Below are 26,747 nucleotides of genomic sequence, written 5' to 3' on the forward strand. Positions count from 1 at the left end.
ATCGCTTCCCTTCCTACCGCCGCGGGCGTGCCCACGGCGGCGTGATGGCACGCGTCACGCTGGCTGCGACGCTGCTCGTCGCCGCGGTCATGCTGGTGGCTGCGGCCTGGCTCTTCACCGGACAGGGCGAGCCCGGAGCTTCGCCGGGGACTGGTCCGGCGCGCGTCACCGCCACGCCGCGCGCCGCTTCGACCGCCGCGCCGGCTCCCTCCGCCGCGAGCCCGGCGTCGGCCGCTGCATCGCCGGCCGATGCTCCCCCGCCCGAGGAAGAGACCGACTCCGATATCCGCTATGTCGAGGAGAACGGCATCGCCTCGCCTCGGCCCACGGGGCCGCTGGTACGCGACACCCGGCCGATCGAACCGCCGGAGCCGGAGGCGCCCCGGCCGCCCCAGCCCGAGCGCTACCGCCTGGTGGTGGTCGAAAGCGCCGGGCTGATCGACGCCCGCACCCACTTCATCAAGCTCGCCCACATCGAGGCGCCCGCCGCCGACGCGAGCTGCAGCCATGCCGACGGGGCGAAGTGGCCGTGCGGCCGTCGCGCCCGCACGGCACTGCGGCGCCTGGTGCGGCGCCGCGCCATCGACTGCCTCGACCTTGCCGCCGTCGCCGCGCAGCAGGCCGGCAAGCCGCTGCCGGCGCCCACTCGCGAGGAGACGCGAGCCGAGACGTGCACGGTCGCCGGCACCGACCTTGCCGAATGGCTGGTGGAGCAGGGATGGGCGACCCCCACGGCGGACGCGCCGGAGGGCTGGCAGGCCATGCATCGCACGGCGGTCGAGGAGGAGCGCGGCCTCTACGCCGCCGACGCCCGATAGGGCGCGCGCGGCTCTCTCAGCGCTGCAGCTTGTCGGACAGGTTGCCGATCTCGCCCATGAACGTCGCCGCGCGGCTCGCGATCATCGCCTGCAGGCGGCGGGCGGCATCCGGATATTCTTCGAGGATCCTCAGCATCTGGCTGCGCGGCAGCACGAGAAGCTCGCACGTCGTCTGCGCCGCGGCGCTGGAGCCCCGCGTGATCGGCACGATGAGGGCGAGCTCGTCGATGAGCTGACCGACGCCGGCGACCCTTGGAGAGAGACTTTCGCTCGCCGGGGTCAGCCGAAGCTGTCCGCCGAGCACGAGGATGGCACTGTCGGCCTGTTCCCCGGCCTCGAACAGCGCTTGCCGAGGCTTGAGGGTGACAGGCTCGCTGCCGAAGGCGAGCAGTTTGAGCGCGTCCTCGTTCAACACTTTGAGGAACGGGGCATTGCGCATCACCGCCATGTGACGGGCGAGACTCACGTTAGATGTTCGCCGCCCGCGGCATGAGCTTGTAGCCGCCACCTTCGGTGACGAGCAGCTCGGCTGCGGCCGGGTTCTTCTCCATTTTTTGGCGTAGTCGGTAGATGTGGGTTTCGAGGGTGTGGGTGGTCACGCCGGAGTTGTAGCCCCAAACCTCGTGCAGGAGAACGTCCCGCGTGATCGGCCTCTCGCCGGCGCGGTAGAGGAACTTCAAGATGGCCGTCTCCTTCTCGGTGAGGCGCACGCGGCGGCCGTCCGGCTGGAGCAGGGCCTTGGCGGCCGGCTTGAAGGTGTAGTGGCCGATGACGAAGGTCGCGTCCTCGCTCTGGTCGAACTGCCTCAGGTGCGCGCGGATGCGGGCGAGGAGCACGGCGAAGCGGAACGGCTTCGTCACATAGTCGTTGGCGCCGGCCTCGAGACCGACGATGGCGTCGGCGTCGGTGGTGTGGCCGGTCAGCATGATGATCGGCGCCTTGAACCCCGCCGAGCGCATCAGCCGCACCGCTTCGCGCCCATCGAGGTCGGGCAAGCCCACGTCGACGATGGCGAGCGCGATGTCGCCGGCCTTTGCGGCGGCGACGCCTTTGGTGGCACTGTCGGTGGCGATGACGGCGAACTCGTCGTAAAGTTCGATCTGCTCGCGCAGACCTTCACGCAGGTCCTCGTCGTCGTCGATGATCAGGATGGTCCGCTTGGTCACCACTCACTCCCTTCGGTCGACACTCTTGCCCGAGCCTAGTGTGGTGTGTCACCCGCCTTCAAACGAGCATCAGCAAGTTGGAAAAAGCAAAATTTCTGGTGAACGTCGCTCGGATCGACGGTCCTTTCGTGGCTTCGCGGCCGGTGCGGGTCGCAAAAGGGCGCCGAACCGGCGGGCCGCGGCGCCCGGCGCTGGTGCGTCCGCGCCCCGGTCGGCCGAGCGAGGCGCTGGTGAGCGTGGGCGGCCGCACGCTTCGCGCCGCCATCGGCCGCAGCGGCATTCGCACGCTGAAGCGGGAGGGCGACGGGGCGAGCCCGCGAGCGCGCATCGCCCCGGTGGCGCTTCTCACCCGCGGCCGCTGGGCCGCCGCGGTGCCGACACGCCGCCTCAGGGTGCGGGATGGTTGGTGTGACGATGTCACAAGCTCCGCCTACAACCGACATTGCCGGCGACCATGCCCCGCCTCCCATGAAAGAATGGTGCGCAACGACCATCTTTATGACTATGTCATGGTGATGGATCACAACCAGATGCCGCGCGTGAGAGGCGGCGGGTCGGCGATTTTCGTGCACGTGGCCCGCAGCGGATTCGGCGCGACAGAAGGCTGCATCGCCTTTCCTTCCGCAGCGTGGCGGCGGCAGGTGGTGCCGATGGGACCCTATCTCGTGGGTGTGGAGGCAAGACCGGCGCGATGATCGCATTCCGCAAGATGAACGGACTGGGCAACGATTTCGTGGTGGTCGACGCCCGTCACCACGCCGTCGACATCTCCGCCGACACGATCCGGGCGCTCGGCGACCGCGAGAATGGCGTCGGCTTCGACCAGTTCATCCTCATCGAGCCGGCGGCAGAGCCGGCGGACGCGACGATGCGCATCTTCAATCCCGACGGCGGGGAGGTGGGGGCGTGCGGGAATGCGGCCCGCTGCGTCGCCGCGCTGCTTCTCGACGAGCGGGCGATGCCGGAGGTCCTCATCGCGAGCGCCGGCGGCCCGATGCGGGGCTGGCGGGAGGCGGACGGGCGCATCGCCATCGACATGGGTGAGCCGCGCTTTGCCGGGCCCGCCATCCCGCTCGCGAGCGAGGCGGGCGATTCCTGGTGCGTGCGCTTTCCCGAGCCCGAGCTCGCGAGCTACGGCGCGGCGGCCTGCGTCAACGTGGGCAATCCCCACGCCGTCTTCTTCGTGCCCGACGTCGGGGTCGTGCCCCTCACCGACATCGGGCCAAAGTTCGAAAATCACCGCTTTTTCCCCGAGCGCGCCAACATCTCCTTCGTGACCGTGCACGGCCCGGACCGGGTCGAGGCGCGGGTGTGGGAGCGCGGGGCGGGGGCGACGCTCGCCTGCGGGACGGCGGCGTGCGCCATCGTCTCGGTCGGCCACCGGGCCGGCATTCTGGGCGAGCGGGTGGAGGTCGTGTTGCCGGGCGGCCCGCTCGCGATCGCCCTCACGGCGGGGCGGATCGTCATGGTCGGGCCCTACATGCTCGATTGGACCGGCGCCATCACACGCGACGGGTTCGTGCGCGACCCGCTGCCGACCTCGGTCTGAGCCGCCGCGTCAGCCGATCCGCGCCGCGTCCGGGTCGGGGTGCTCTTCGGCGCACAGGCCGTGATCGGCGAGCGTTTCCACGATCCGGCAGTCCGCGACCGACCCCGTTCCGCACGCTTCGATCATGCCGGCGAGGGAGCGGCGCAGGGCGGTGAGCCGGCGCAGCCGCTCGTCCACGGCCTCGAGCTGGCGGCGGGCGATCTCGTCGACCCGGTCGCAGGGCTGGTCGGGCTGATCGGCGAGTGCCAGCAGCTCGCGCACGGCCTCGAGCGGAAAGCCGAGCTGGCGGGCATGGCGGATGAAGACGAGGCGACGCCGTGCCGCCTCGTCGTAGCGCCGCTGGTTGCCGGTGGTGCGCGCCGGCTCCGGCAGAATGCCGATCTGCTCGTAGTAGCGGACCGTCTGCACCTTGATGCCGACCTCGCGGGCGAGGTCGCCGATGGTGAGCGGATGGCTCATGAATTCGCTTCTCCGAGACCCTTGAAGCTATAGCGACTGTAGAGAGTAGGTTTGTCCCCGAGCGAGTGCAAATGCGGGGACGTCATGAGCGGATGTTGCGGGTCGAAGGCGCGCTTCGACGGGGCTTCGAAGGGCTTCAGGCGGGCGCTGTGGGCGGTCATCGCCTTGAACGCGACCATGTTCGTGGTCGAGATCGTCGCCGGCGAGATCGCCGGGTCGCAGGCGCTGAAGGCCGACGCGCTCGACTTCGCCGGCGACACCCTCACCTACGGGATCAGCCTCGCGGTGATCGGCATGTCGCTGCGCCGGCGCGCCGTCGCCGCGCTCGCCAAGGGCGTGAGCCTCTCGTTGATGGGGCTGTGGGTGATGGGGAGCACTCTCTGGCGGGTGTTCGCCGCGGGCGTTCCCGAGGCGGAGGTGATGGGGATCGTCGGCGTCCTGGCCCTCGCCGCCAACCTCGCCTCCGTCGTCATCCTGATGAGCTACCGGGACGGCGACGCCAACGTGCGCTCGGTGTGGCTCTGCTCGCGCAACGACGCGGTGGGCAACGTGGCGGTGATGATCGCGGCGCTCGGCGTGTTCGGCTCCGCCAGCGCCTGGCCCGACCTCTTGGTGGCGGGGGTGATGTCGGCGCTCTTCCTCTCGTCCTCCGTGCAGATCCTGCGGCAGGGGATCGCCGAATATCGGGCGGGCGACGAGCACGACCACGCCGTGGCGGGCGCCCACGCGGCACGCTGAGGGCGGAATGGGGAGTGCGGCCGGCGGCGGGGTGCCTCAGCGTGCCGCGCCGCAGCTCTCGCGCACGACGAGGCGAGGGGTGACGAGGCGCATCGGAGCGCTCGCATCGGCGGCCGCGTCCATCCGCTCCAGCAGCACCTCCACCGCCACCGCGCCGAGCGTGTCGATGGGGTGATCCATGGTGGTGAGGCGCGGGATCGAGAAGGCGGCCTCCTTGATGTTGTCGTAGCCCACCACCGCGAGCTCGCCGGGCATCGCGATCCGCAGGTCCGCCGCCGCCCGCAGCACCGAGAGGGCGGCGATGTCGTTGCCGGCGAAGATCGCGGTGGGCGGCGCCTCCGACAGCAGCGTCATGGCGAGCGCGTAGGTGCTTTCGAAGTCGAACTCGGCGCTGTGGTGGAGCTCGGGGGCGAGGTCGGCCTCGCGCATCGCCGTCTCGTAGCCGCGGGCGCGGCTGTTGCCGAGGCGGGCGGGGCCCGTGAGGGCGACGACGCGCCGGTGGCCGAGCCCGATCAGATGCTCGGTCGCGATGCGCCCGCCGGTGAGGTTGTCGGTGGCGACCAGCGAGATGTCGCCGCTGTAGTTCACGCTGCGGTCGAGGAGCACGGCGGGCACCTCCATCTCGCGGGCGAGAGCCTGCAGCTCGTGCGAGGTGCTGCCGGAGATGAGGAGCACGCCGTCGACGCGCCGGTCGACGAGGGCGCGGATATAGGCGATCTCGCGCGCGGAATCCTGCCGCGTGTTGCACAGGATCAGCGAGTAGCCGCGGGCGTCGGCGACCGCCTCGATGACCCGCGCGAGCTCGGCGTAGAACGGGTTCGAGATGTCGGGCAGCACGAGCCCGATCACGTGCGAGCGCTGCCCGCGGAGCGCCTGGGCGAGGCGGTTCGGCCGATAGCCGAGCTCGGCGATCGCCCTCAGCACCTTCTCGCGGGTCTCCGCCGCGACGGGGCGGGGGCCGTTGTTGATGACGTAGCTCACCACCGCCGTGGAGGTGCCGACGTGGCGCGCCACGTCGGCACGCGTCACCGCCGTCGGGCGGCCGCGCCGGGTGTCGTCCGAACCGTCACGCTGCATGGCGTCCGCTCCCTAGAGCGTCCTGCGCTCTATCTCGTTGAATGCGAGAACGTCTTTCCCGCTCGAGCGACTCGATTCGAGCGGGACATGCTCTAGCGAAAGCAGCTCTCCATGTGGGCGACCACCTTGCGGCAGAACTCGCTCGACGGGTCGGCGAAGCCGCTCGTCGCGGTATGATGGTTGCAGCCCTCCTGCGGCACCAGCTCCATCGAGTTTCCCGCCGCCGCCCAGACCGCGCCGAAGTCCTCCGACTGGCGCCAGAACTCGCCGCTTTCCAGCGCACCCCACGAGATCAGCAGCGGGCAGAGCCCTTCGTGAACGAGGAACTGCGGCGAGTTGCGGGCGATCTGCTGGCCGTTGAACTGGATCTTCGGCTGCAGCCAGGTGTACTGGAACGGCGCGAGGTCGAAGAGGCCGCTGATCGGGGCGCCGCCCTTCACGAGATCGGCGGGGAGCGCGTAGTCGGCCTCCCACTCCGTCACCGCCATCATCGCGGTGAGGTGGCCGCCCGCCGAGTTGCCGGTGACGTAGATCTTCTCCGGATCACCGCCATAGTCGGCGATGTTCTTGTAGGTCCAGGCGAGGGCGGCGCGGCAGGCGCGGGTGATCTCGTCGATCGTGACCTTGGGGCAGACCTCGTATTCGATGATCACCGTGGTGGCGCCGTTGCCGTGGAAGCCTTCGGCGATCCAGGAATAGTTCTCCTTCACCAGACGCGCGTCGAACCAGTAGCCGCCGTGGATGAACACGACGACCGGCGCCCCCGGCTCGGCGGCGGGGTAGATGTCGAGCTTCTCCTTGACGGTCGGCCCGTAGGCGATGCCGGCGTGGTGGGGCAGGTGCTCGCGCGCCGCGGCCGCCATCGCCTTGCGCTCGGCGATCACCTTGTTGAGCGCCTCGGGGTCGGAGATGCGCGCCTCGGGCCGATACTCGTCGTCGAGCTCTTCCTGGGTGGTGAAGTTGCGGTAGAGGGGCAAGAGAGGTCCTTCCGTCAAGATCAGCCCGTCATGCCGCTGCGCGACACGGAGCTGACGAAGTAGCGCTGGAGCCAGAGCATCAGACCGGCTGGAACGATGGAAAGGAAGAGGGCACCGGCGAACATCTGGCTGAAATCGATCACGCCCGACAGGCTGACGAGGCCGGCGAGGGCGACCGGGCCCACCTGCATCTTGGGGTCGGTGGCGACGAGCAGCGGCCACAGATAGGCCTGCCACTGGAAGACGAAGAGGGTGAGCCCCGCGGCGATGATCGGCCCCTTGGCGAGCGGGAGATAGACCGACCAGAGGACGCGCAGCCAGCTCGCCCCGTCGAGCCGGGCCGCCTCGGCGAGGGAACGGGGAATGCCGAGGAAGAACTGGCGCAGCAGATAGATGGCGAAGCCGTTGCCGAGGCCGGCGAGGGCGAGGCCGAAGAAGGAGTTGGTGAGGCCGACCTCGCGCACCTGTGCCGACAGCGGCACGGCGACGGCGTCGAACGGCACGCTGAAGCCCACCACGAAGAAGGCGAAGAGGACGTTGCGCCCCGGAAAGGTGAGCACCGAGACCGCGAAGCCCGCCATGATCGCCATCACCAGCCCGAGCGTGGTGGTGATGACCGTGACGATCAGCGAGTTGAGCAGCGAGCGGCCGAAGCCGGTGCCGAGGAGGCCGACGATGTTCGACAGGGTCCACGTCTCCGGCACGATGCTCTGCCAGGTGAGCGGGGAGAAGTGGGCGAAGATCTCGGCGTTGGGCCGCAGGCTGCTCGTCAGCATCCAGATGACCGGCAGCATGAAGAGGAGGGCGACGCAGATCCCCGCGATGGTGAAGAGGACGGTGGCGAAGCGCGGAATGGCACCCACGGCCTACTCCTTGGAACGCAAGAGGCGGAACTGCAGCGCGACGATCGCGAGCAGCACGATGAGCACGAGGACGATCTGCGCGTCGGCGAGCGACACGTCGCCCTGCACGTAGGCCTGGGTGTAGATCTCGTACATGACGAAGCGAGTGGAGTTCTCCGGGCCGCCTTGGGTGAGGATCGCGGCGGGCACGAACTGCAGGAAGTTCGCCACCGTGTTCGCCACCACCACGAAGGCGAGGGGGCGCTTCAAGAGCGGCAGGGTGATCGAGAAGAAGGTGCGCAGCGGGCCGGCGCCGTCGAGGGCGGCGGCGTCCTTCACGTCGTCGGGAATGTCGCGCAGGCCGGCGATCAGGAACACCATCCAGTAGCCGACGCCGATCCAGGAGGCGATGATCACCACCGACCACAGCGCCTGATCGCTGGAGGCGAGGAAGGGCTGGGCCGGGATGCCGATGCGTTCGAGCGCGGCGTTGATGATGCCGTCGCCGCGCATCGCGGTGCCCCACACCACCGCCGACACCGCGACGGGGATGGTGATCGGCAGGAAGACGAGGGTGCGCCAGAACGACATGCCCCAGCCGCGCTGGGTGAAGAGAAGTGCGAGCATGAGCGCCACCACCGTCTGCACCGCCACGGTCACCGTCACGAACACGAGAGTGACGAGCATCGACTTCAGGAAGGTGGGGGAGGTGGTGAACAGAAAGACGAAATTGTCGAGCCCGACGAACATCTTCTCGTCCGGATTGAAGAACGAGCGCTGATGCAGGCTCTCCCAGACCGCGATGCCGGCGGGGATCACGCGCAGGAAGAGGAGGGCGAGGAAGGCCGGCACGATGAGCAGCAGGCCGACGAGCCATTCCTGCGACTTCGCGCCGAAGATCGCAAAGCGGTCGCGCACGGGGGGCGTGATGGGGGGCGTCAGAACCGGTCTCCTGCGGGTGGCGGCCCGCCGCTGGGGCGGGGCCGCGGTGCGGATGGGCCGCCCGAAGGCGGCCCGCTATGGCATCAGCGGATGCGCGAGAGGGCAACCTCGAGCTGGGACTGCATCTGGTCGAGACGCGAGGAGGCGTCGGCGCCGTTGATGATGTCCATGTTCGCCTGGAGGAACTCGGTCTCGAACTGGACGTAGCCGACGGAGGCCGGGCGGTGGGCGCAGGTCTTGTCTGTCTCGTACTCGATGAGCTCCTTGAGGCCGTCGAGATTGTCGCTCGCCGCTTCCATCTCATCGCTGACCTTGTTCATGACGAGGAGGTTGGCCGGCACGTTGGGCGACTGGGCCGCCGCGGCGAAGCCGCCTTCCTCGGTGGTGCCGAGCCAGGTGAGAAACTCCACGGCCTGCGCCTGATGCTGGCCGAACGGGTTCACCGCGAGGGCGAAGCTGTCGCACGGGGTGTAGGCCTCGCCGCCCTCCATGTAGGGGAAGGCCGCCACGGCGAAGGGAACGCCCTGGTTCTGGAACTCACGCACGCGGTCGGTGGTGGTGGCGAGGAAGGGCAGCTGGCCGGAGGTGTAGAGCGCGTCCATCTGCGGGAACGGCACGCCGCGCGGGGCGAGACCGTCGGCATAGAGGCTGCCGTACCAGCCCATCGCCTCCTTCCAAGCGTCGCCGTTCACCTCGGGCGTCAGCATGTTGTCGCCGGTAAGGCCGACGCCGCCGCCGGCCGACATGATGATCGGCTGGAGCTGATAGAAGGTGTGGCCTTGCGAGAAGGCGATGCCGTAGGGCAGGTCGAGCGCCTCCTTCACGGTCTTCGCCTTCTCGATGATCTCCTGCCAGGTGGCGCGCTCGGCGGGATCGATGGAGGGCGGCTCGACGCCGGCTTCCTTCAGCATCTCCGGGTTGTAGATGAGGATCTGCGTCGAGTTGAACACCGGCACGGCGTAGAGGTGGTCGCGGTAGGTCACCGCCTCGAGCGACTCGGCGTTGGTGGTCTTGGCGAGCTTCTCGCCGAGCACGTCGGTGAGGTCGAGCACGAAGCGGCGCGCGGCGAAGGAGGCGGTGCGCGGCGGGTCGAGGATCAGGATGTCGAAGGTGGTGTCCTTGGCGCGGATGCGCGACTCCAGGATGTCGTTGAGCTGGGCGAAGGGGATCACCTCCTGCTCGATCTGGATGTCCGGATTCTTGGCGTTCCACTGTTCCACCGACGGGCCGAAATAGGTCGGCTTGCAGCAGGACACGAGGTTGAGCTCGACGGGGCCGGTGTCGCCGGCGCCGGTCAGCGTCTGGGCGCCCGCGGGGGCGATCAGCGCCGCCAATGCCGCAGCGGCGCCGAGCGCCTTGAGGGGGTGGGTCAGTCTGGATCGCATCATGGGATCACCTGGCTTCTTGGCACGTGGCGGAAGGGTCATACGGCGCGCTACGGGGTGGCGATGCGCTTCCCCGTTTCGCGATCGAAGAGGTGGAGCCTGTCCGGATCGAAGCGCACGTGGAGCGTGCTTCCCGGCGCGTCGGCGATGCGCTCGCGGAAGACGCCCGTCAGCTTGTGGCCGGCGAGGTCGAGGTGGACTTGGGTCTCGGCGCCCGTCGGCTCCACCAGCGCCACGGTCGCGGCATGGCCCTCGGGATCGAGAATGAGATGCTCCGGGCGCACGCCGAGGATTGCGGGGCCTGTGGCGCGCGCCCGGACCGGGACGGTCAGCGGGCCTGCCGTGAAGCCGTCGGGGCTGAGCGTCCCTTCGATGAGGTTCATCGCGGGAGAGCCGATGAAACCTGCCACGAAGACGCTTTCGGGATGATCGTAGAGGGTGAGGGGAGCGCCTTCCTGCTCCACCTCGCCGACGTTCATGACGACGATGCGGTCGGCCATCGTCATCGCCTCGATCTGGTCGTGGGTGACGTAGATCGTGGTGGTGCCGAGACGCTGGTGCAGCGACTTGATCTCGCTGCGCATCTGGACGCGCAGCTTGGCGTCGAGATTGGACAGCGGCTCGTCGAACAGGAAGGCGGCGGGGTGGCGGACGATGGCGCGGGCCATCGCCACGCGTTGTCGCTGGCCGCCGGAGAGCTGGCGGGGCAACCGGTCGAGATAGTCGCCGAGGCCGACGACGTCGGCCGCCTGGCGGACCTGGGTGGCGATCTCGGCCTTGGGCAGCCCCTTGATGCGGAGCGAGAAGCCCATGTTCTCGGCGACCGTCATGTGCGGATAGAGGGCGTAGTTCTGGAACACCATGGCGATGTTCCGCCGCTTGGCGGCGACGGCGTTCATCCGCCGCCCGTCGATCATCAGATCACCGCCGGAGATGTCCTCGAGCCCCGCGATCATCCGCAAGAGGGTCGACTTGCCGCAGCCCGAGGGGCCGACCAGCGAGACGAACTCGCCGTTCGCGATGTCGAGCGAGACGCCCTTCACGACCCGTGTCGAGCCGAACCGCTTTTCGATGCTCCGAAGGGTGACCTGAGCCAAATCCCGCCCCGCTTCCTCACGCTGATAGGTGCCCGCAGCCTGGAAGACGGCGGCGCCGATGCGCTTGCATCAACGATCTACTCGTGTAGATAAAGGTATCGATACCAACTCGTGGGGGGCCTGTAAAGGCACTCTGCCGCCGCTTCGGCAGCCCCCCAGTCCGCCAACTTCGAGCCGAAGGAGCTTCGATGTCCGCACAAATTAAGGTTCTCATCGTCGGGGAAACGTGGCTGACGACGGCGACCCACACGAAGGGCTTCGATTCGTTCGTCACGAGCAGCTACGGCGAGGGATACTCGTTTCTGAAGCGGGCGCTCGAAGAGGGCGGCTACAGCGTGGAGGTGATGCCCAACGAGACCGCGGCGCTCACCTTCCCCGACAATCTCGAGGCGCTGAAGGCCTACGACGTGGTGGTGCTGAGCGACATCGGGGCGAACACGCTCCTCTTGACGCCGACTACCTGGAAGCAGTCGAAGAAGACCACCAATCGCCTGCAGCTGATCCGCGACTATGTCGAGGGGGGCGGCGGCCTGGTGATGATCGGCGGCTACCTGACCTTCACCGGCATCGAGGCGAAGGGCTTCTGGAAGGACACCCCCGTCGAGGCGTCGCTTCCCGTCCGCCTGATGGCGACCGACGACCGCTCCGAGCATCCCGAAGGGGTGAGCGCGACGGTGGTGAAGGCGGACCATCCGCTCCTCGCCGGCGTCGAGGGCGCGTGGCCGGCGATGCTCGGCTACAACCGGGTGAGCCTTGCCGAGGGGGCGGAGCTCGTCGCCACGGTGGGCGAGGATCCGCTTCTTGCGGCCACCACCTGCGGCGCCGGACGCACCGTGGCCTTCATGTCCGACTGCAGCCCCCATTGGCTGCCGCCCGAGTTCTTGAGCTGGGCCGGCTACGCCCCGCTCTTCTGCAACATCTGCGGGTGGGCGGCCGGGCGCGCGTGAGCCGTATCGACGTCGTCCACGACTGCGATCCCGGCAACGACGACGCCGTCGCGATCCTCGCCGCGATCGGCCATCCGGGGATCGCGCTGCGGGCGGTGACCACCACCTACGGCCATCTCGCCGGGGACCGCACCGCGCGCAACGCGGCGATCGCGGTCGCCGCGGCGGGCGCCGACGTGCCGGTCCACGCCGGGGCATCGGCGCCGCTCGTGCGCGAGCGGCTGATCGCCCGGCTCCTCGACTTCGACAGCGGCCTCGATGCGCCGCGGCCGCAGCTTGCGGCGGTGCCGCTCGCCGTGGGCGACAGCGTCAGCGCCCTGCGGGCGGCGGTGGAGGCCCATCCGGGCCTCACCATCGTCGCCACCGGGCCGCTCACCAACCTCGCCCGTCTTCTGACCGATCACCCGGAGACGGCCGCCGGCATCGGCCGCATCGTGACGCTCGGCGCCGCCTGGGGCCTCGGCACCAAGACGCCGTCGGCGGAGTGGAACGTTGTGAGCGATCCCGACGCCGCGGCGATCGTCTACGCCGCGCCGGTGCCGGTCACCATCGTCCCCGTCGACGCCTCGGCGACGGTGCCGATCGACGCCGACCTCGTCGCCGCGGTGGCCGGACGGCCCGGGCCCGGCGCGGCGCTCGCGGCCGAGCTTCTCGCCTCGCTGGAGGGGCTCCACACGCCGCCGGTGGTCGGCCCGCCCGGCTGCCCGCTCCACGATCCCTGCGCCATTCTCGTCGCCGCGGATGCCTCGCTCGCCACCGTCGCCCCGGCGCAGGTGGAGGTGGACCTTCGCCCGGGGCTCACGTATGGGCGGACCGTGTTCAACTTCCGCCCCGACGCCCACAATCCCGCCAACGTCGACGTGGTCGTCACGCTCGACCCGGCCCGCACCCGCGCGGCGCTGGTCGATGCGCTCGCCGGCCTCTCCTGACCGAACCCCCGAAGGCAAGGCGCTCCCATGACCGGTGACCCCCTCATCATCGACTGCGACCCCGGTATCGACGATGCCCTCGCGATCTTCCTGGCGCTGGGCTCGCCGGAGCTCGATCTCGTCGGCGTCACCACGGTGGCGGGCAACCGGCCGCTCGACCAGGTGACGCGAAACGCGCTGGCGCTCCTCGCGATCGCCGGGCGTAGCGACGTGCCGGTCCATGCGGGCTGCGCGAGGGGGCTGCTGCCGCGCAACATCCGGAACGCCTTCGCCCATGGCGAGGACGGGCTCGGCGGGCTCCCCCATCCGGAGGGGATCGCCGAGCCCGTCGGCCACGCGGTGGACTATCTGGTGGAGACCATCATGGCGGCCGAGCCGGGCACGGTGACGCTCGCCGCGATCGGGCCGTTGACCAACGTCGCGACCGCCTTCACCCGCGAGCCGCGGCTTGCGGAGCGCCTCAAGCGGCTCGTCGTGATGGGCGGCGCGGTGGGGGTGCCGGGCAACATCACTCCGACGGCCGAGTTCAACTTCATGCACGACCCGGCCGCCGCGCACATCGTCCTGTCGAGCGGCGCGGCGATCGACCTCTTCGGCCTCAACCTGACGCGGCAGGTGCGCGTCACGGCTGGCTTCGTCGACGGGATCGCCGCCAGCGGCACGCGCACCTCCACCGCCGTCGCGGCGATGACGCGCGCCTACGTCACGAAGGACAGCGCGATGCACGACCCGTGCGTCGTCGCCAAGCTGATCGCGCCACAGCTCTTCGGCGGCACGATGGCACGGGTGATCGTCGACTATCGCCCGGGGCCGACCGACGGCACGTCGCTGCTCGACCCGACCGATACCGACGAGAGGCTGTTCGTCAACGTCGTCGAGACGGTCGACAGCGACGGCGTGCGCGCCCTCCTCACCGAGCGCATCGCGCGCCTGCCCTGAGCCTTCCCTCCGTCAGTCGTCGATCGGCGGGGAGATCGCGGAGGGGCGCAGGAACACCACGCCGGCGACGACGGCGGCGATCAGGAAGCCCAGCGCGATCGGATGGTCGAGCACCTTCGAGACGTCGTGGTTGGTGACGATCAGCGCCTGCCGCAGCGACAATTCGAACAGCGGCCCGACGACGAAGCCGATCAGGAAGGTGACGACCGAGTAGCCGTAGCGCTGCATCACGTAGCCGAGCACGCCGAGGCCGAGCATCGCGAAGACGCCGAACACCGTGTCGCGCTCCAGGTAGGCGCCGATGACGCAGAACAGCACCACCATCGGGATGATCAGCCGGATCGGCACCCGCGTCACCTGCGCGAAGAGGTTGAGGCCGACGCGTCCGACGAGGAGCATGAAGACGCTCGCGATCAGCATCGAGACGTAGATGCCGTAGATCAGGCGGGGGTGCTGCTCGAATACCAGCGGCCCCGGCTGCACCCCGTGCAGCATGAATGCCGACACGAGGATCGCCGCCGACACGCTGCCCGGCAGGCCGATCGCGAAGAGCGGGATGAGGCTCGCCGGCAGGACGGCGTTGTCGGCCGCCTCGGTGGCGGCGACGCCCTTGAGGTCGCCCTTGCCGTACTGGTCGCCCGGTTTCGCGAGGCGCTTGTTGATGGCGTAGGAGAGGAAGGCGCCGATGGTGGGGCCGAGCCCCGGAATGATGCCGGCGCCGATGCCGATGCCCGTCGCCGTCAGCGTGGTGGGGAAGACGCGGCGGATGTCCGGCCAGCGGATCGCCTTGTCGGTCTCCACCGGGAAGGCCGCCTGGGCGGCGCCGGATCGGCGGCGCTCGGCGAAGAGCTGCGCCTGGAGGAGCATTTCGGTGAAGGCGAGCATGCCGATGGTAGCGGCCGTCAGCGGAATGCCGTCGAACAGCTCCACCATGCCGAAGGTCATGCGCGGGGTGGCGCTTTCCGGATCGAGGCCGACGGTGGCGAGAAACAGGCCGAGCACGCCGGAGATGAGCCCGCGCGGCAGCGACGCGCCGGAAAGGGCGGCGATGAAGGTGAGGGCGAAGATCATCACCGCCGTCATCTCCACCGGCCCCATGCGCAGCGCGAAGGCGGCGAGCGGGGCGGCGAGGCCGATGAGCACGAGCGTCGCCACCATGTCGCCGAAGACGGAGGCGAAGAGGGCGACCTTGAGCGCCCGCGTCGCCTCGCCCTTGCGGGCGAGGGGGTAGCCGTCGAAGCAGGTGGCGGCCGAGCTCGGCTCGCCGGGGGTGTTGAGCAGGATCGCGCTCGTCGCCCCGCCCGCGGCGCTCGCCTTGGTCACGCCGACGAGGAAGGCGATCGCCGCGATGGGCGACATCGAATAGGTGATCGGCACGGCGACGGAGAGGGCGGCGGGCCGGCTGAGGCCGGGCAGCACCCCGACGATGTAGCCGAGCAGAATCCCGCCGAAGACCGACACGAGGGCCGCCGGGGTGAAGGCGTCCTGGGCGGCGAGAAGGAAGGTTTCCATCAGTTCACAGTCCGGACCAGTCCACCAGATAGAGGAGCGCGAGGCTGGTGGCGCCGACACCGAGAAGGCGCAGCGGATGCCGCTCGCCGATGCTGAGGCTGACGAGAAGGCTCAGCACCGTGCCGCCGACGATGAGGCCGGCGCGATCCACCACCGCCACCCCCACGACGCTGGCAAGGATGAGGGCGACGACGGTCGGCAGTCCGTGGAGGGATTGCGCCGCCGCGACGGTTGCGGGGCGGAGGAGGCCGGCCACGAGGTTGATCGCGGCGAGCCCGAGGATCAGCGCCGCGGAGACGGTCGGCACCATGCGGGGCGAGAGGCCCCAGTTCGCGGTCGCCATCGTCTCGTTGGGGATGAGGTAGAAGATGACGAAGAGGCTCGCCCCACCCACGATGGCGAACTCGACCAGCGGCCGCACCAGGGGGCGCGGCCGCCGTACGGCATCGCCGTCGGTCGGGTCGGTCATTTCTTGACCGCGGCTCCGAACTGGTCGCTCTGCTTGTGGATCAGCTCGCTGAACGCGTCGCCGGTGATCGTGAAGCTGCCCATGTTGCGCTTCTTCAGGATCTCGAGCACCGCGGGCGACTTCGCCGCCGCGTCGAACGCGGCCACCAGCTTGGCCTTGACGTCGTCCGGCAGGCCGGCGGGAGCGGCGAAGATCACCATGTTCACGCTGGAGATCGGGTAGCCGAGCGAGGTGAGCGTCGGCGCGTCCTCGAAGCCGGGGACGGGATCGGTGCCGAGGCCGGCGAGCACCATCAGCTCACCCGCCTTCGCCTGCGGGTAGTAGGTGCCGGAGCTGTAGGCGAAGTCCACGTGGCCGCCGAGCGTCTGGGCCACCGCCTCGGCGCCGCCCTTGGTCGGGACGGGCTTGATGGTGATGCCTTCCTTGTCGGCGACGGAGGCCATCACCACGCGGTCGAGCGAGGTGGTCGAGGCGTAGGTGAGGCCGTCGGGTGCGGTCTTCGCCTCTTCCACCACGTCGGCGAAGCTCTTCCAGCCGCGCGAGGGGAGGGCGACGAGGGCCTCGGGGAACACGCCGAAGGCCCCGATGAAGTCGAAGTCGTCGATGGTGTAGGCGAGGCTCGTGGTGTGCGGGTCGAAGGACACGGTGGTGGAGATCGCCGCCGCGAGGTTGTAGCCGTCGGCGGGCTTCGCCTTCAGCGCAGTGAGGGCGAGAGCGCCGCCGGCACCCGGCTGGTTCTCCACCACGATCGGCTGGCCGAGGGACTGCGACAGCGCATCGGCGGCCGCCCGAGTGATGGTGTCGACGCCGCCACCGGGACCGAATCCGACGGTGATCGTCACCGGCTCTTCCGGAAACTCGGCGAAAGCGGGAAGCGGCGCCAGGGCCACGCAGGCGACGACGCCGAGAAGGCGAAGGCCAAATGAAGATTGCTGCATAATTTTGCCTCTGAGCAGGCTCGGAACGGTGACGGATCTCCCTGAGCCCTCGTAATTGTGCCCCCAGAGAACCAACTCCGTGCGGCACCGTCAAACGCTATCCCGCTGATGGCAAAGGATTTTGGCTGCCGCTATGGAGCGGACTATGCGATCCTTTCTCAGGATAGGCGTTAGCGATAGTTCGAGGGATTTATGCACGTCGAGACGATTGCGCTGTTCGCGCTGACCGAGGTCCTCCTGTCGTTGACGCCGGGGCCGGCGGTCCTCCTCGTCGTCGGGCTGTCGCTGCGGCAGGGGCTCCCGGCGGGGCTTGCGGCGACGGCGGGGGTGCTGGCGACCAACGCCGTCTATTTCAGCCTCTCCGCACTCGGGGTGGGGGCGTTGATCCTCGCCTCGGCGACGCTCTTCACCGTGCTGAAGTGGATGGGGGCGGCCTATCTCGTCTGGCTCGGGGTCGCGATGATGCGGCCGCTCCTGCGCCATTGGCGCGAGGGGGAGGCGGGGGGCGCTGCCGTCGATCTCGAGGCGGCCCACCGCGCCGCGCCGGCGGGCGGCCTGCGAAAGGCCGTGTGGCGCGGCTTCGCGCTGCAGGGCTCCAACCCCAAGAACCTCGCCTTCTTCGTGGCGATCCTGCCGCAGTTCGTCTCCGCCGACGCGGCGCTCGGCATGCAGATGGTGGTGCTCGGCGTCGTGTCCGTGCTCCTCGAGGCGCCGATCCTCATCGCCTATGCGCTCGCCGCCTCGCTCTCGGCGCGGCTGATGCGCCAGCGCCTGGTGACGCTCCTGGAGGCGATCGGCGGCGGCGTCCTCGTGGGGCTCGGGGCCGCGCTCGCGGCCTCCTCCCGCAGCGACTGAGCCTATTCGGCCGCCTGCGGCACCGCGACGGGCTCGGTCTTCGCGTCGTGGATCGCCACGGTCGCCTCGATGAGGCCCTTGCGGCCGTCCTCGAACGTCACCTCGGTGGCGATGAAGCAGGAGGAGCGGCCGTCGTAGAGCGCGTCGACGAGCGGGGCATAGCGCTCGGCGACGAACGAGCGGCGGACCTTCTGGGTGCGCGTCAGCTCGCCGTCGTCGGCGTCGAGCTCCTTGTGGAGCACGAGGAAGCGGTGGACCTGCATGCCCGCCATCAGCGGCTCCTCGGCGAGCGCCCGGTTGGTGGCGGCGACGTGGTCGGCGAGGATCGCGGCGACGCGGGGGTGCTGCGCGAGCTCCTGGTAGGAAGCGTAGGAGATGTTGTTGCGCTCGGCCCAGTTGCCGACGGCGACGAGGTCGATGTTGAGCATCGCGACCACGAACGGCCGATCGTGCCCGTAGGTCACGGCCTCGCGGATCTCCGGGAAGAACTTCAGCTTGTTTTCCAGATATTTGGGGGCGAACAGGGCTCCTCCATGGAGCTTGCCGACGTCCTTGGCGCGGTCGATGATCTTGAGCTGGCCGTCCGGCTCGAAGAGGCCGGCGTCGCCGGTCTTGATGTAGCCGTCCTCGGTCATCACCTCGGCGGTCGTCTCGGGGGCCTTGTAATAGGCGATGAACATGCCGGGCGACTTGAAGAGCACCTCGCCGTTCTCGGCGAGCTTCAGCGTGACGCCTGTCATCGCCGGCCCCACCGTGTCGGAGCGCACGGCGCCGTCGGCCTGGGCGGTGATGTAGAGGAACGCCTCCGTCTGGCCGTAGAGCTGCTTCAGGTTGATGCCGAGGGAGCGGAAGAAGGAGAAAAGGTCGGGGCCGATCGCTTCCCCGGCGGTGTAGGCGGTGCGGATGCGGCTGAAGCCGAGCACGTTCTTGAGCGGGCCGTAGACGAGGATCTCGCCGAGCCCGTAGGCGAGGCGGCCGGTCAGCGGCACGGGCTCGCCGTCGAGGATCGCCTCGCCGTAGCGCTTGGCGACGGCCATGAAGTGGTGGAACATCCGCCGCTTCAGCGCCCCGGCGTCCTCCATGCGGATGAGGACGCGGGTGAGCAGGCTCTCGAACACCCGCGGCGGGGCGAAGTAGAAGCTCGGGCCGATCTCGCGCAGGTCCTGCTGCACCGTGTCGGGACTTTCGGGGCACGCCATGGCGAAGCCCGCGACGAGGCCCTGGGCGTAGTTCAGATAGTGGTCGCCGACCCAGGCGAGGGGGAGGTAGGCGAGCACCTCGTCGCTCTCGCGCAGATGGTCGAAGGCGGCGGTGTCGCGGGCGGCCTGCACGGCGCCGGCGGCCTTCAGCACCACCCCTTTCGATTGGCCGGTGGTGCCGGAGGTGTAGAGGATGGTGGACGGGTCCTCGCCCGAGGCGGCCATGATGCGGGCCTGCCAGCGCTCGGCGAGGGCGGGGTCCCTCGCAAGGCGCGCGTCCCCCATCGCCTGCACGTTGGTGAACGCCTTCACGTGGTCGTGGCCGTAGTCGCGCAGCCCGCGCGGTTCGTCGTAGATGATGTTCTTCAGCTTCGGCAGGCGGTCGGACTCGCCGAGGCACTTGTCGACCTGCTCCTGGTCCTGACAGACGGCGATGGCGATGTCGGCATGGTCGAGCACGAAGGCCATCTCCTCGGCCACCGCGTCGGCATAGACGGGCACCGGGATCGCCTGGAGCGATTGGGCGGCGAGAAAGGTCCAGTAGAGGCGGGGGCGATTGCCGCCGATGATCGCCACGGTGTCGCCGGGCGCCACGCCCATCGCTTCGAGGCCGAGGGCGAAGCGCATCACCTCGTCGGCCATCTCCGCCCAGGTCCAGGTGATCCAGATACCGCGGTCCTTGAGGCGCATCGCCGGACGCGCGCCGCGGCGGCGCACGTTGTCGAGGAGAAGCTTCGGGAACGTGTCGCCCTCGGCCTGACCCGAGGGCGCCCTGTCGGTTGCCATTGGCGTTCTCCCTGGGGCGTCGCACCCCTTGCGCTTGTTGTTCGGCGCCGCGGCGCCGTGTCGGTCACGCTTTGCAGGGATGAGAACGCGAGTTGGAGTGACAATCAAGCCTGACGCCGCGGCCCGTGGCGTCGGCGTCAGTCGGCGACCCGGTCGCGCCACGCCTCGTAGGCGTCGAGACCGGTCTCAAGCAGGCTCGGGAACAGCTCGATCTCGAAGAGAGCCTCGTCGGCGGGTCCCTCGGCGTTGGCCTTCGCGTCGCGCACGGCGGCCTCGATCTCGGAGGGCTCGTAGTCGCCGCGCCCGATGGCGGTGAGGGCGACGAGCTCGGCCTGCTCGTCGACGTTGAGCGAGGAGATCATCGCCTTCGCCTCCTCGAGGGTGCCGTCCTCGGCATTCTCCTCGGCGAGCTGGGCGGGGTCGTCGCGCTCCAGACTGGTGCCGGCGTCGAGCTCCGTCTCTTCCTCCATCTCGCCGGCCTCGGCGTCCGGCATCTCGAAGAGCGCCGCCCGCGCCTTGACGATGATGATGCGCACGAGCTCGGTGTCGATGTTGAGCTCGGTGGCGCTCTCTTCGCGCGTGCTCATCGCCGATCCCCCTTGGCACGGTTGCCTTTGCCGAGCTCGGCGCGGGCGCGGGCGTCTTTATCGAGCATCTCGGCGCTCTCCACCGGGTTGGCATCGGCCTCCTGTTTAGCGTCGGGCACGGCGTGGCGCTCGTTGTGCACGTTCCGCTGGTCGTCGCCCTGGAGCGCGTTCCTGCCCATGATGTCGCTCGCGAGGTCGGTTTCAGAGAGCGGCGCGCTGCGGTCGTCGCGGGGCGTTTTGGCGGTGTCGGCCATGATCTGCTCCTCAGCTATTTCTAGCCTCCCAACCCGTGACGGGGACGGAAGGTTTCAGCCGGTGGGGCGGCATCGGGACGCGCCGGCGCGACGGGCGGCCAATCGCGGCGCGACGGCTTGACGGCGGGCGGGCGAAGGCGTAGCTGAGGCCCTGCGGGTCAGCCCGCAACCCGTCCGCCAGCGCGTCGCGCCCGCGGGCGCGTTTTGCGTTGCTTAGGTCTCGGCGCTCGTGCCAATGCCTACCTACGACGGGTGAGCGTGATGTTCGACAGTCTTTCCGAACGCCTTTCCGGCATCTTCGACAAGCTGACGCGGCGCGGCGCCTTGTCGGAGGGTGACGTCGACCTCGCCTTGCGCGAGGTCCGCCGCGCGCTGCTCGAAGCCGACGTGGCGCTTCCCGTGGTCCGCCAGTTCGTCGACCGGGTCAGGGAGAAGGCCGTCGGCGTCGAGGTGGTGAAGTCCGTCACCCCCGGCCAGATGGTGGTGAAGATCGTCCACGACGAGCTCGTGGCGATGCTCGGCGAGACGGCCGAGCCGATCGACCTCAACGCCGCCCCGCCGCTCGCCATCATGATGGTGGGCCTGCAGGGCTCGGGCAAGACGACGACGTCGGCCAAGATCGGCCGCCGGCTGCAGGCGCGCGACAAGAAGCGCGTGCTGATGGCCTCGCTCGACACCCGCCGCCCGGCCGCGCAGGAGCAGCTGCGCGTGCTCGGCGAGGAGAACGACATCGAGACGCTGAAGATCGTGGCCGGCCAGTCGCCGACCCAGATCGCCGAGCGCGCCATGACCGCCGCCCGTCTCGGCGGCTACGACGTGGTGATCCTCGATACCGCCGGCCGCCTCCACGTCGACGAGCCGCTGATGCACGAGATGGCGGAGATCAAGCGGGTGACGCGCCCGCACGAGATCCTCCTCGTGGTCGACGCGCTGACCGGCCAGGACGCCGTCAACGTGGCGAAGGCCTTCGACGAGCGGGTGGGCGTGACCGGCACGGTGCTGACCCGCGTCGACGGCGACGGGCGCGGCGGCGCGGCGCTCGCGATGCGCGCCGTCACCGGCAAGCCGATCAAGCTGATCGGCGTCGGCGAGAAGGCCGACGCGCTGGAGGAATTCCACCCCGCCCGCGTCGCCGACCGTATCCTCGGCATGGGCGACATCGTCTCGCTGGTGGAGAAGGCCGCCGAGCACGTCGACGCCGAGAAGGCGCAGGCGATGGCCAAGAAGATGGCCAAGGGGGGCTTCGACCTCAACGATCTCAAAGAGCAGCTCGGCCAGATGGAGAAGATGGGCGGGCTCGGCGGGCTGATGGGCATGATGCCCGGCGTCGGCAAGATGAAGAAGCAGATGGACGCGGCCGGCATCGACGACCGGATCATCAAGCGCCAGGTCGCCATCATCAACTCGATGACGAAGCAGGAGCGCAAGAAGCCCGACCTCCTCAAGGCGAGTCGCAAGAAGCGCGTCGCCGCCGGCTCCGGCACCAAGGTGGAGGAGGTGAACAAGCTCCTCAAGATGCACCGCCAGATGTCCGACATGATGAAGATGATGGGCAAGCGGAAGGGCGGCCTGATGGGCGGCCTCGGCGCCATGATGGGCGGCGGCATGCCCAAGATGCCCGAAGGCGGCCTCGGCGACATGGATCCGGCCGAGCTCGAGAAGCTGGCCAAGCAGATGCCGCAAGGCGGCCTGCCGGGCGGTCTCGGCGGCATGCCCGGCGGGCTGCCCGGGCTCGGCGGTGCGGGCGGGCTTCCCGGCCTCGGCGGCATGCCGAACCTCGGCGGCGCCGGACGCGGCAAGCGCCAGAAGGGCAAGCGCAAGTGAGCGGCGCGGCCATCCCGCGCGATCCGCGCGCCGTGGCGGCGGCGGAGGGCGGGTTCGTCATGCCCGAGCGCCTCTACTCCGCCCGCCTCGTGCTGGAGCGGCTGGGGCCGGAGCATTTCGACCTCTTCGCCAGCCTGTGGGGCGATGCCGAGACGGCGCGCTTCATCGGCGGCCAGCGCGACCCGGCGGGAGCGTGGACCTTCCTCGCGATCTTCGCCGGCCAGTGGGCGCTCTACGGCTTCGGCCACTATGCGATCGCCGAGCGGAACGGGCGCTATCTCGGCTTTGCCGGCCTCTGGTTTCCGGTCGACTGGCCCGAGATCGAGATCGGCTACGGCCTGTTGCCGGACGCGCGCGGCATCGGCTACGCCCGCGAGGCGGTGCAGACCGTGCGCGACGCCGCCTTCGTCGCCGGCGCGCCGGGCCTCGTCAGCTACATCGCGCCGCAGAACCTTCCCTCGCAGCGCGTCGCCCAATCGGTGGGCGCGGTGCACGAGGCGACCATCGCGCTGCGCGGCCTGCCGGCGATGGTGATGCGCCATGCGACGCCCGGCGCCGGATCGCGCGCGTCGAACCTTTCCGAGGGAGCGGTCGCATGAACGCCGTTCCGCACCGCCCGGCGATGCCCCCCGCCCTCGCCACCCAGCGCCTGGCGCTGGTGCCGTGGCGGGAGGACCATTGCGCCCGCCTCGCGGTCCTCGCGGCCGAGGAGGGGATGACGCGGCGTCAGCTCGCGAGCGGCCGGCCGGATCTCGGCTGCGCCTGGCGCCTCCTCGCCGCGATCGTCGGCCACTGGGCGCTGACGGGCTTCGGCCTCTACGCGGTGGAGCATCGCGGCGTCCTCGCCGGCTATGTCGGGCTGATCGAGCCCATCGGCTGGCCGGAGCCCGAGCTCTGCTATGCTGTGTGCGTCGACTGCCGGGGCAAGGGGTTCGTCGCCGAGAGCGTGCGTGCGGTGGTGACGGCGGCGGCCGGCGCGGGCTTCGCCCCGCTCGCGAGCTTCGTCGCCGTCGACAACGCCCCCTCGCGTCGCGTGCTGGAGCGCCTCGGTGCCGCCTATGAGGGCGACAGCGTGCTCGGCGGCGCCGTGCGGGCGGTCTACCGTCATCCCCATCCCGCCGAGGAGCGGATGACGGGATGAACACGATTCTTGCGACGCCTGCCTCCTTGACGCTCCCCCCGTTCACGATGCCGAGCACCATCGCGACGCGGCGGCTGCGCCTCGTGCCCTGGCGCAGCGACCACTTCCCGCGCGTCGCCGTCTTCAATCGCGATCCGCGGGCGACGCGCTTCCTCGGCGGGGCGTCGACCGACGACGGCGCCGCCTGGCGCGCCTTCGCCGCCATCGCCGGCCATTGGACGCTGCGCGGCTATGGGCTCTATGCGGTGGAGGAGGAGAGCGGTCTCCTCGTCGGCGGTGTCGGCCTCTACCATCCGCAGGACTGGCCGGAGCCGGAGCTCGGCTACCTGCTCCTGCCGGACCGCCAGGGCCGCGGCTACGCCACCGAAGCCGCGCGCGCCGTGCGCGACGCCGCGATGGCCCGCGGCCTCGTCCGACTCGCAAGCTTCATCCATCCCGAAAATCGGGCCTCGATCCGCCTTGCCGAACGCCTCGGCGCTCGGGCGGAGGGGACCCGCGACCTCTATGGCACGACCTTCGTGCGGTATTGCCATGACATGGCCGGCGCGGCCCACGCGTCATCCTCAACCTTGCACTGAATCTCAGGAGAACTGAATGTCGACCCGTATTCGTCTCGCCCGTGGCGGATCCAAGAAGCGCCCCTACTACCGGATCGTGGTGGCCGATGTCCGTGCGCCGCGCGACGGCCGCTTCATCGAGAAGGTGGGCAGCTACAACCCGATGCTCGCCAAGGACCATCCGGAGCGGGTGACGCTCGTCGAAGAGCGCATCCGTCACTGGCTCGGCCTCGGCGCCCAGCCGACCGACCGCGTGCTGCGCTTCCTCGACCAGGCCGGCATCGCCTCCCGTCCGGTCCGCAGCAACCCGAAGAAGGCCGAGCCGGGCAAGAAGGCTCAGGAGCGCGCCGAGGCTCGCCGTCAGGCCGAGGCCGACAAGGCCGAAGCGGCCGCCACCGCCGAAGCCGAGGCGTGATCCGACCGGCCGGGCGGTGCGCCCGGCCGTCCGAAGGATGGGCGAGGCCATGAGTGACGAGCGTCGCGTCGTGATGGCGAGCATCGGCGCGCCCCACGGGGTGCGTGGCGCCGTGCGCCTCACCGTCTTCGCCGAAGATCCCCTGTCGCTGCGCCGCTACAACCCGTTCGAAGCACCGGACGGGCGCCGCCTGAAGCTCACCTCGGTGCGGCAGGTGGGCAAGAGCGTGGTCGCCGAGATCGAAGGGGTGGCCGACCGCGATGCCGCCGAGGCGCTGCGGGGCATCGACCTCGCCGTGCCGCGCCGACGTCTGCCGCGGCCCGACGAGGACGAGTTCTACCACATCGATCTCGTGGGGCTGGAGGCGCGGCTTGCCGACGGCACGGTGCTCGGCCGAGTGTTCGGCGTCGCCGATTTCGGCGCCGGCGACGTGCTCGACGTGAGGGGGCCGCACGGCGCGTTGGTGCCGTTCACCCGGGCGGTGGTGCCCGAGGTGAGGATCGGCGAGGGCTATCTGGTGGTCGACCCGCCGCCGGGCCTCCTCACCGACGAGAGCGACGAGCCGGGCGAGAACGACGAGCCAGGCGAGAACGAAGAGCCGGGCGAGGGGGACGATGCGGGCGGTGACGCGCCGGCGGACGCACGCGCCACCACGGCGCCCGGCGAGCCCGACCCGGCGTGACCTTTTCCGCCCGCGTCCTGACGCTCTACCCTGACATGTTTCCCGGGCCGCTCGGCGCCGCCCTCGCCGGGCGGGCGCTGCGCGAGGGCCTGTGGCGGCTCGACGCGGTGAACATCCGCGACTTCGCCACCGACCGGCACCGCTCCGTGGACGACACGCCCGCCGGCGGCGGCCCCGGCATGGTGATGCGGGCCGACGTGATGGCCGCCGCCATCGATGCCGCGCCCACCGTCGGCCCGCGCCTGTTGATGAGCCCGCGCGGCCGTCCCTTCTCGCAACGGATGGCCGAAGAGCTCGCCGCAGGGGAGGGGGCGACCTTGGTGTGCGGCCGGTTCGAGGGCGTCGACGAGCGCGTGATCGAGGCGCGCGGCCTCACCGAGGTCTCGATCGGCGACTACGTGCTGTCGGGCGGTGAGGTGGCGGCGCTCGTGATCCTCGACGCCGTCGTGCGCCTCCTGCCGGGGGTGATGGGCAACGCCCAATCGGCGAGTGAGGAGAGCTTCTCCGACGGCCTGCTGGAGCATCCCCAATATACCCGCCCGGCCATCTGGGAAGGGCGGGCGATCCCCGACGTCCTGACGAGCGGCGACCACGCGCGGGTGGCGCAGTGGCGCCGCGCCGCGCGCGAACGCCTCACCGCCGAGCGCAGGCCCGACCTGATACGCAAGCCGCGCAATTAACAGGCAGCGACAGCTCCTGCTTGCGCTCCGGGCAGTCCATGCCAATATCAGGAAGCGGGAGGGTGCCCGATGGGCCCTCTCGACGGTCGCTTGTTGCAAGGACTGCTAGAATGACTCGAATGACCCCTCTCTCGAGCCCGCTGCTTCTGGGCTTTGAAGAGATCGAGCGCGTTCTGGAGCGCGTGTCGAAGAGCGGGAGCGATGGCTACCCGCCCTACAACATCGAACGGATCGTGACGGGAAACGACGATCGCCTGCGGATCACGCTGGCGGTGGCCGGCTTCACGAAAGATCAGCTTTCGGTGACCGTGGAGGACAATCAGCTCGTCATCCGCGGTGCGCAATCTCCAGACGCGGATCGTGACCGACACTTCCTCCACAGGGGTATCGCGGCCCGGCAGTTCCAACGCGCCTTCGTGCTGGCGGAGGGGATCGAGATCCTCAGCGCCTCACTCGCCGACGGGCTGTTGTCCATCGACCTGGTGCGTCCCGAACCCGAGCGGACGGTTCGAACCATCGAGATCGGCGCCGAACCGGCACCGTAGTAAAGGAGTTGAGTCGGACTATGACTGAGATCGAAAAGGCTTCGGCCGACACCAATCCGGCGATCACCACCGAAATGCTGGCGACGTTGGGCACGGGCCAGGTGGCCTATGTGCGGGCGTTCCGCTCCGAGGAAGTGACGGCTCTCTTTCCGAACGTTCCTCACCTGACGCCGGGCCAGCGTCTGTGGGCACTGCTGTCGGCCGATGGGACCCCCATCGTTCTGGCGGACACGCCCCAGGCCGTGCTCGCCAACGCCATGGAAAACAACCTCGTGACGGTCAGCCGCCACTAGAGCACGTCCCGCTCAACCTCGATCGGGTTGAGGGGAAAAGCGTGCTCGCTCTCAAGATCTGGCGCGATTGCTCTTCGCTCAGGTTGATCCAACCTGAGCGGCAGGCGCGCTAGGCTCCGGCCCTAACCATTTCCTTACCGTTCTC

32 protein-coding genes are annotated in these 26,747 nt (G+C 69.7%); 17 read left to right on the forward strand and 15 right to left on the reverse strand.

The annotated features are described in order from the left end of the window. The first annotated feature begins 44 nt into the window (after positions 1 to 44). Positions 45 to 818 carry a hypothetical protein gene (locus tag JCR33_RS11660; RefSeq protein WP_198882254.1) on the forward strand — a complete coding sequence of 258 codons (774 nt, stop codon included), beginning with the start codon at positions 45 to 47 and terminating at the stop codon, positions 816 to 818. Between the two features lie 16 nt (positions 819 to 834). Here JCR33_RS11660 and JCR33_RS11665 read toward each other — a convergent pair whose 3' ends face one another. Together JCR33_RS11665 and JCR33_RS11670 are read right to left on the reverse strand one after the other, a co-directional pair. Continuing rightward, positions 835 to 1,284 (reverse strand): Crp/Fnr family transcriptional regulator, encoded by a 450-nt coding sequence (locus JCR33_RS11665; protein WP_198882255.1) that lies wholly within the window; start codon positions 1,282 to 1,284, stop codon positions 835 to 837. A gap of 1 nt (position 1,285) precedes the next feature. Further along, positions 1,286 to 1,984, reverse strand: coding sequence for a response regulator transcription factor (locus JCR33_RS11670; RefSeq protein ID WP_332461170.1), 699 nt, complete (start codon positions 1,982 to 1,984; stop codon positions 1,286 to 1,288). Positions 1,985 to 2,460: 476 nt separating this feature from the next. Between JCR33_RS11670 and JCR33_RS11675 the strand changes: the two genes are divergently transcribed. Next, entirely contained in the window at positions 2,461 to 2,679 is a 219-nt protein-coding gene (locus JCR33_RS11675; RefSeq protein WP_198882257.1) for a hypothetical protein, read from the forward strand. Next, entirely contained in the window at positions 2,676 to 3,533 is an 858-nt protein-coding gene (dapF, locus tag JCR33_RS11680; RefSeq protein ID WP_198882258.1) for a diaminopimelate epimerase, read from the forward strand. Before JCR33_RS11675 ends, dapF begins: the two co-directional genes overlap by 4 nt. 9 nt (positions 3,534 to 3,542) lie before the next feature. Here dapF and JCR33_RS11685 read toward each other — a convergent pair whose 3' ends face one another. Further along, a complete protein-coding gene (locus JCR33_RS11685) occupies positions 3,543 to 3,992 on the reverse strand; it encodes a MerR family transcriptional regulator (protein WP_198882259.1) in 450 nt (149 codons plus the stop codon). 84 nt (positions 3,993 to 4,076) lie between these two features. Here JCR33_RS11685 and JCR33_RS11690 point away from each other — a divergent pair, with 84 nt between their 5' ends. Further along, positions 4,077 to 4,730 (forward strand): cation transporter, encoded by a 654-nt coding sequence (locus JCR33_RS11690; protein WP_198882260.1) that lies wholly within the window; start codon positions 4,077 to 4,079, stop codon positions 4,728 to 4,730. 36 nt (positions 4,731 to 4,766) lie between these two features. Here JCR33_RS11690 and JCR33_RS11695 read toward each other — a convergent pair whose 3' ends face one another. The 6 genes from JCR33_RS11695 to JCR33_RS11720 form a co-directional block, all read right to left on the reverse strand. Next, on the reverse strand, positions 4,767 to 5,807 hold the full coding sequence (locus JCR33_RS11695; RefSeq protein ID WP_198882261.1) for a LacI family DNA-binding transcriptional regulator: 1,041 nt from the start codon (positions 5,805 to 5,807) through the stop codon (positions 4,767 to 4,769). A 92-nt stretch (positions 5,808 to 5,899) separates the two neighbouring features. Then, on the reverse strand, positions 5,900 to 6,784 hold the full coding sequence (locus JCR33_RS11700; protein ID WP_198882262.1) for an alpha/beta hydrolase: 885 nt from the start codon (positions 6,782 to 6,784) through the stop codon (positions 5,900 to 5,902). A gap of 20 nt (positions 6,785 to 6,804) precedes the next feature. Then, entirely contained in the window at positions 6,805 to 7,647 is an 843-nt protein-coding gene (locus tag JCR33_RS11705; RefSeq protein ID WP_198882263.1) for a carbohydrate ABC transporter permease, read from the reverse strand. 3 nt (positions 7,648 to 7,650) lie between these two features. Continuing rightward, the gene (locus tag JCR33_RS24975; RefSeq protein ID WP_198882264.1) at positions 7,651 to 8,544 is read right to left on the reverse strand and encodes a carbohydrate ABC transporter permease; all 894 of its coding nucleotides are present in this window, start codon (positions 8,542 to 8,544) and stop codon (positions 7,651 to 7,653) included. A gap of 107 nt (positions 8,545 to 8,651) precedes the next feature. Next, a complete protein-coding gene (locus JCR33_RS11715) occupies positions 8,652 to 9,956 on the reverse strand; it encodes an ABC transporter substrate-binding protein (protein ID WP_198882265.1) in 1,305 nt (434 codons plus the stop codon). A gap of 47 nt (positions 9,957 to 10,003) precedes the next feature. Then, complete coding sequence (locus JCR33_RS11720) at positions 10,004 to 11,050, reverse strand: ABC transporter ATP-binding protein (RefSeq protein WP_198882266.1); 1,047 nt, start codon at positions 11,048 to 11,050, stop codon at positions 10,004 to 10,006. 188 nt (positions 11,051 to 11,238) lie between these two features. Between JCR33_RS11720 and JCR33_RS11725 the strand changes: the two genes are divergently transcribed. From JCR33_RS11725 to JCR33_RS11735, 3 genes are read left to right on the forward strand one after another with little or no spacing between them, the layout of a single operon-like run. Then, positions 11,239 to 11,997, forward strand: a complete 759-nt coding sequence (locus JCR33_RS11725) for a glutamine amidotransferase (protein ID WP_198882267.1) — start codon at positions 11,239 to 11,241, stop codon at positions 11,995 to 11,997. Beyond that, a complete protein-coding gene (locus JCR33_RS11730; RefSeq protein ID WP_198882268.1) occupies positions 11,994 to 12,926 on the forward strand; it encodes a nucleoside hydrolase in 933 nt (310 codons plus the stop codon). The genes JCR33_RS11725 and JCR33_RS11730 overlap by 4 nt, the downstream gene beginning before the upstream one ends. Positions 12,927 to 12,953: 27 nt before the next feature. Then, entirely contained in the window at positions 12,954 to 13,865 is a 912-nt protein-coding gene (locus JCR33_RS11735) for a nucleoside hydrolase (RefSeq protein WP_198882269.1), read from the forward strand. Positions 13,866 to 13,877: 12 nt separating this feature from the next. Here the strand turns inward: JCR33_RS11735 and JCR33_RS11740 are convergent, their stop codons facing one another. Genes JCR33_RS11740 through JCR33_RS11750 form a run of 3 tightly spaced genes read right to left on the reverse strand, consistent with a single transcriptional unit; the run spans position 13,878 to position 16,784 of the window. Then, positions 13,878 to 15,377, reverse strand: a complete 1,500-nt coding sequence (locus JCR33_RS11740) for a tripartite tricarboxylate transporter permease (protein WP_198882270.1) — start codon at positions 15,375 to 15,377, stop codon at positions 13,878 to 13,880. A gap of 4 nt (positions 15,378 to 15,381) precedes the next feature. Next, on the reverse strand, positions 15,382 to 15,846 hold the full coding sequence (locus JCR33_RS11745) for a tripartite tricarboxylate transporter TctB family protein (protein ID WP_198882271.1): 465 nt from the start codon (positions 15,844 to 15,846) through the stop codon (positions 15,382 to 15,384). Further along, positions 15,843 to 16,784, reverse strand: a complete 942-nt coding sequence (locus JCR33_RS11750) for a tripartite tricarboxylate transporter substrate binding protein (protein ID WP_198882272.1) — start codon at positions 16,782 to 16,784, stop codon at positions 15,843 to 15,845. Before JCR33_RS11750 ends, JCR33_RS11745 begins: the two co-directional genes overlap by 4 nt. Positions 16,785 to 16,976: 192 nt before the next feature. On the opposite strand from JCR33_RS11750, the gene JCR33_RS11755 reads away from it, so the two are divergent. Further along, the gene (locus tag JCR33_RS11755; protein WP_198882273.1) at positions 16,977 to 17,639 is read left to right on the forward strand and encodes a LysE family translocator; all 663 of its coding nucleotides are present in this window, start codon (positions 16,977 to 16,979) and stop codon (positions 17,637 to 17,639) included. A 2-nt stretch (positions 17,640 to 17,641) separates the two neighbouring features. Here the strand turns inward: JCR33_RS11755 and JCR33_RS11760 are convergent, their stop codons facing one another. The 3 genes from JCR33_RS11760 to JCR33_RS11770 all read right to left on the reverse strand — a co-directional run bounded on the left by JCR33_RS11760 (position 17,642) and on the right by JCR33_RS11770 (position 20,465). Beyond that, positions 17,642 to 19,624 (reverse strand): AMP-dependent synthetase/ligase, encoded by a 1,983-nt coding sequence (locus JCR33_RS11760; RefSeq protein WP_198882274.1) that lies wholly within the window; start codon positions 19,622 to 19,624, stop codon positions 17,642 to 17,644. A gap of 137 nt (positions 19,625 to 19,761) precedes the next feature. Beyond that, a complete protein-coding gene (locus tag JCR33_RS11765; RefSeq protein WP_198882275.1) occupies positions 19,762 to 20,211 on the reverse strand; it encodes a DUF3775 domain-containing protein in 450 nt (149 codons plus the stop codon). Then, on the reverse strand, positions 20,208 to 20,465 hold the full coding sequence (locus tag JCR33_RS11770; protein ID WP_198882276.1) for a hypothetical protein: 258 nt from the start codon (positions 20,463 to 20,465) through the stop codon (positions 20,208 to 20,210). Before JCR33_RS11770 ends, JCR33_RS11765 begins: the two co-directional genes overlap by 4 nt. A 261-nt stretch (positions 20,466 to 20,726) precedes the next feature. Between JCR33_RS11770 and ffh the strand changes: the two genes are divergently transcribed. The 9 genes from ffh (at position 20,727) to JCR33_RS11815 (ending at position 26,602) form a co-directional block, all read left to right on the forward strand. Continuing rightward, entirely contained in the window at positions 20,727 to 22,289 is a 1,563-nt protein-coding gene (gene ffh / locus JCR33_RS11775; RefSeq protein ID WP_198882277.1) for a signal recognition particle protein, read from the forward strand. Further along, positions 22,286 to 22,888, forward strand: a complete 603-nt coding sequence (locus tag JCR33_RS11780) for a GNAT family N-acetyltransferase (RefSeq protein ID WP_198882278.1) — start codon at positions 22,286 to 22,288, stop codon at positions 22,886 to 22,888. The genes ffh and JCR33_RS11780 overlap by 4 nt, the downstream gene beginning before the upstream one ends. After that, the gene (locus JCR33_RS11785; RefSeq protein ID WP_198882279.1) at positions 22,885 to 23,430 is read left to right on the forward strand and encodes a GNAT family N-acetyltransferase; all 546 of its coding nucleotides are present in this window, start codon (positions 22,885 to 22,887) and stop codon (positions 23,428 to 23,430) included. Before JCR33_RS11780 ends, JCR33_RS11785 begins: the two co-directional genes overlap by 4 nt. Then, complete coding sequence (locus tag JCR33_RS11790) at positions 23,427 to 24,008, forward strand: GNAT family N-acetyltransferase (protein ID WP_198882280.1); 582 nt, start codon at positions 23,427 to 23,429, stop codon at positions 24,006 to 24,008. The genes JCR33_RS11785 and JCR33_RS11790 overlap by 4 nt, the downstream gene beginning before the upstream one ends. Positions 24,009 to 24,024: 16 nt before the next feature. Next, entirely contained in the window at positions 24,025 to 24,402 is a 378-nt protein-coding gene (gene rpsP, locus JCR33_RS11795; protein ID WP_198882281.1) for a 30S ribosomal protein S16, read from the forward strand. A gap of 49 nt (positions 24,403 to 24,451) precedes the next feature. Then, positions 24,452 to 25,084: a ribosome maturation factor RimM gene (gene rimM / locus JCR33_RS11800; RefSeq protein ID WP_198882282.1), complete on the forward strand. Its 633-nt coding sequence runs from the start codon at positions 24,452 to 24,454 to the stop codon at positions 25,082 to 25,084. Beyond that, complete coding sequence (gene trmD / locus JCR33_RS11805; RefSeq protein ID WP_198882283.1) at positions 25,081 to 25,764, forward strand: tRNA (guanosine(37)-N1)-methyltransferase TrmD; 684 nt, start codon at positions 25,081 to 25,083, stop codon at positions 25,762 to 25,764. The genes rimM and trmD overlap by 4 nt, the downstream gene beginning before the upstream one ends. A 110-nt stretch (positions 25,765 to 25,874) precedes the next feature. Next, a complete protein-coding gene (locus JCR33_RS11810) occupies positions 25,875 to 26,309 on the forward strand; it encodes an Hsp20 family protein (protein WP_198882284.1) in 435 nt (144 codons plus the stop codon). 20 nt (positions 26,310 to 26,329) lie between these two features. Beyond that, positions 26,330 to 26,602 (forward strand): BQ00720 family protein, encoded by a 273-nt coding sequence (locus JCR33_RS11815; protein WP_198882285.1) that lies wholly within the window; start codon positions 26,330 to 26,332, stop codon positions 26,600 to 26,602. Positions 26,603 to 26,747: the final 145 nt, after the last annotated feature.

It is taken from the genome of Acuticoccus mangrovi (assembly GCF_016411865.1).
Classification (GTDB): Bacteria; Pseudomonadota; Alphaproteobacteria; order Rhizobiales; family Amorphaceae; genus Acuticoccus; species Acuticoccus mangrovi.

Coding starts and splice junctions, on each gene's coding strand:
- JCR33_RS11660 (WP_198882254.1), top strand. CDS start 45: ATGGCACGCGTCACGCTGGCTGCGACGCTGCTCGTCGCCGCGGTCATG.
- JCR33_RS11675 (WP_198882257.1), top strand. CDS start 2,461: ATGGTGCGCAACGACCATCTTTATGACTATGTCATGGTGATGGATCAC.
- dapF (WP_198882258.1), top strand. CDS start 2,676: ATGATCGCATTCCGCAAGATGAACGGACTGGGCAACGATTTCGTGGTG.
- JCR33_RS11685 (WP_198882259.1), bottom strand. CDS start 3,992: ATGAGCCATCCGCTCACCATCGGCGACCTCGCCCGCGAGGTCGGCATC.
- JCR33_RS11690 (WP_198882260.1), top strand. CDS start 4,077: ATGAGCGGATGTTGCGGGTCGAAGGCGCGCTTCGACGGGGCTTCGAAG.
- JCR33_RS11695 (WP_198882261.1), bottom strand. CDS start 5,807: ATGCAGCGTGACGGTTCGGACGACACCCGGCGCGGCCGCCCGACGGCG.
- JCR33_RS11715 (WP_198882265.1), bottom strand. CDS start 9,956: ATGATGCGATCCAGACTGACCCACCCCCTCAAGGCGCTCGGCGCCGCT.
- JCR33_RS11725 (WP_198882267.1), top strand. CDS start 11,239: ATGTCCGCACAAATTAAGGTTCTCATCGTCGGGGAAACGTGGCTGACG.
- JCR33_RS11735 (WP_198882269.1), top strand. CDS start 12,954: ATGACCGGTGACCCCCTCATCATCGACTGCGACCCCGGTATCGACGAT.
- JCR33_RS11740 (WP_198882270.1), bottom strand. CDS start 15,377: ATGGAAACCTTCCTTCTCGCCGCCCAGGACGCCTTCACCCCGGCGGCC.
- JCR33_RS11745 (WP_198882271.1), bottom strand. CDS start 15,846: ATGACCGACCCGACCGACGGCGATGCCGTACGGCGGCCGCGCCCCCTG.
- JCR33_RS11750 (WP_198882272.1), bottom strand. CDS start 16,784: ATGCAGCAATCTTCATTTGGCCTTCGCCTTCTCGGCGTCGTCGCCTGC.
- JCR33_RS11755 (WP_198882273.1), top strand. CDS start 16,977: ATGCACGTCGAGACGATTGCGCTGTTCGCGCTGACCGAGGTCCTCCTG.
- JCR33_RS11760 (WP_198882274.1), bottom strand. CDS start 19,624: ATGGCAACCGACAGGGCGCCCTCGGGTCAGGCCGAGGGCGACACGTTC.
- JCR33_RS11765 (WP_198882275.1), bottom strand. CDS start 20,211: ATGAGCACGCGCGAAGAGAGCGCCACCGAGCTCAACATCGACACCGAG.
- JCR33_RS11770 (WP_198882276.1), bottom strand. CDS start 20,465: ATGGCCGACACCGCCAAAACGCCCCGCGACGACCGCAGCGCGCCGCTC.
- ffh (WP_198882277.1), top strand. CDS start 20,727: ATGTTCGACAGTCTTTCCGAACGCCTTTCCGGCATCTTCGACAAGCTG.
- JCR33_RS11785 (WP_198882279.1), top strand. CDS start 22,885: ATGAACGCCGTTCCGCACCGCCCGGCGATGCCCCCCGCCCTCGCCACC.
- JCR33_RS11790 (WP_198882280.1), top strand. CDS start 23,427: ATGAACACGATTCTTGCGACGCCTGCCTCCTTGACGCTCCCCCCGTTC.
- rpsP (WP_198882281.1), top strand. CDS start 24,025: ATGTCGACCCGTATTCGTCTCGCCCGTGGCGGATCCAAGAAGCGCCCC.
- rimM (WP_198882282.1), top strand. CDS start 24,452: ATGAGTGACGAGCGTCGCGTCGTGATGGCGAGCATCGGCGCGCCCCAC.
- JCR33_RS11810 (WP_198882284.1), top strand. CDS start 25,875: ATGACTCGAATGACCCCTCTCTCGAGCCCGCTGCTTCTGGGCTTTGAA.
- JCR33_RS11815 (WP_198882285.1), top strand. CDS start 26,330: ATGACTGAGATCGAAAAGGCTTCGGCCGACACCAATCCGGCGATCACC.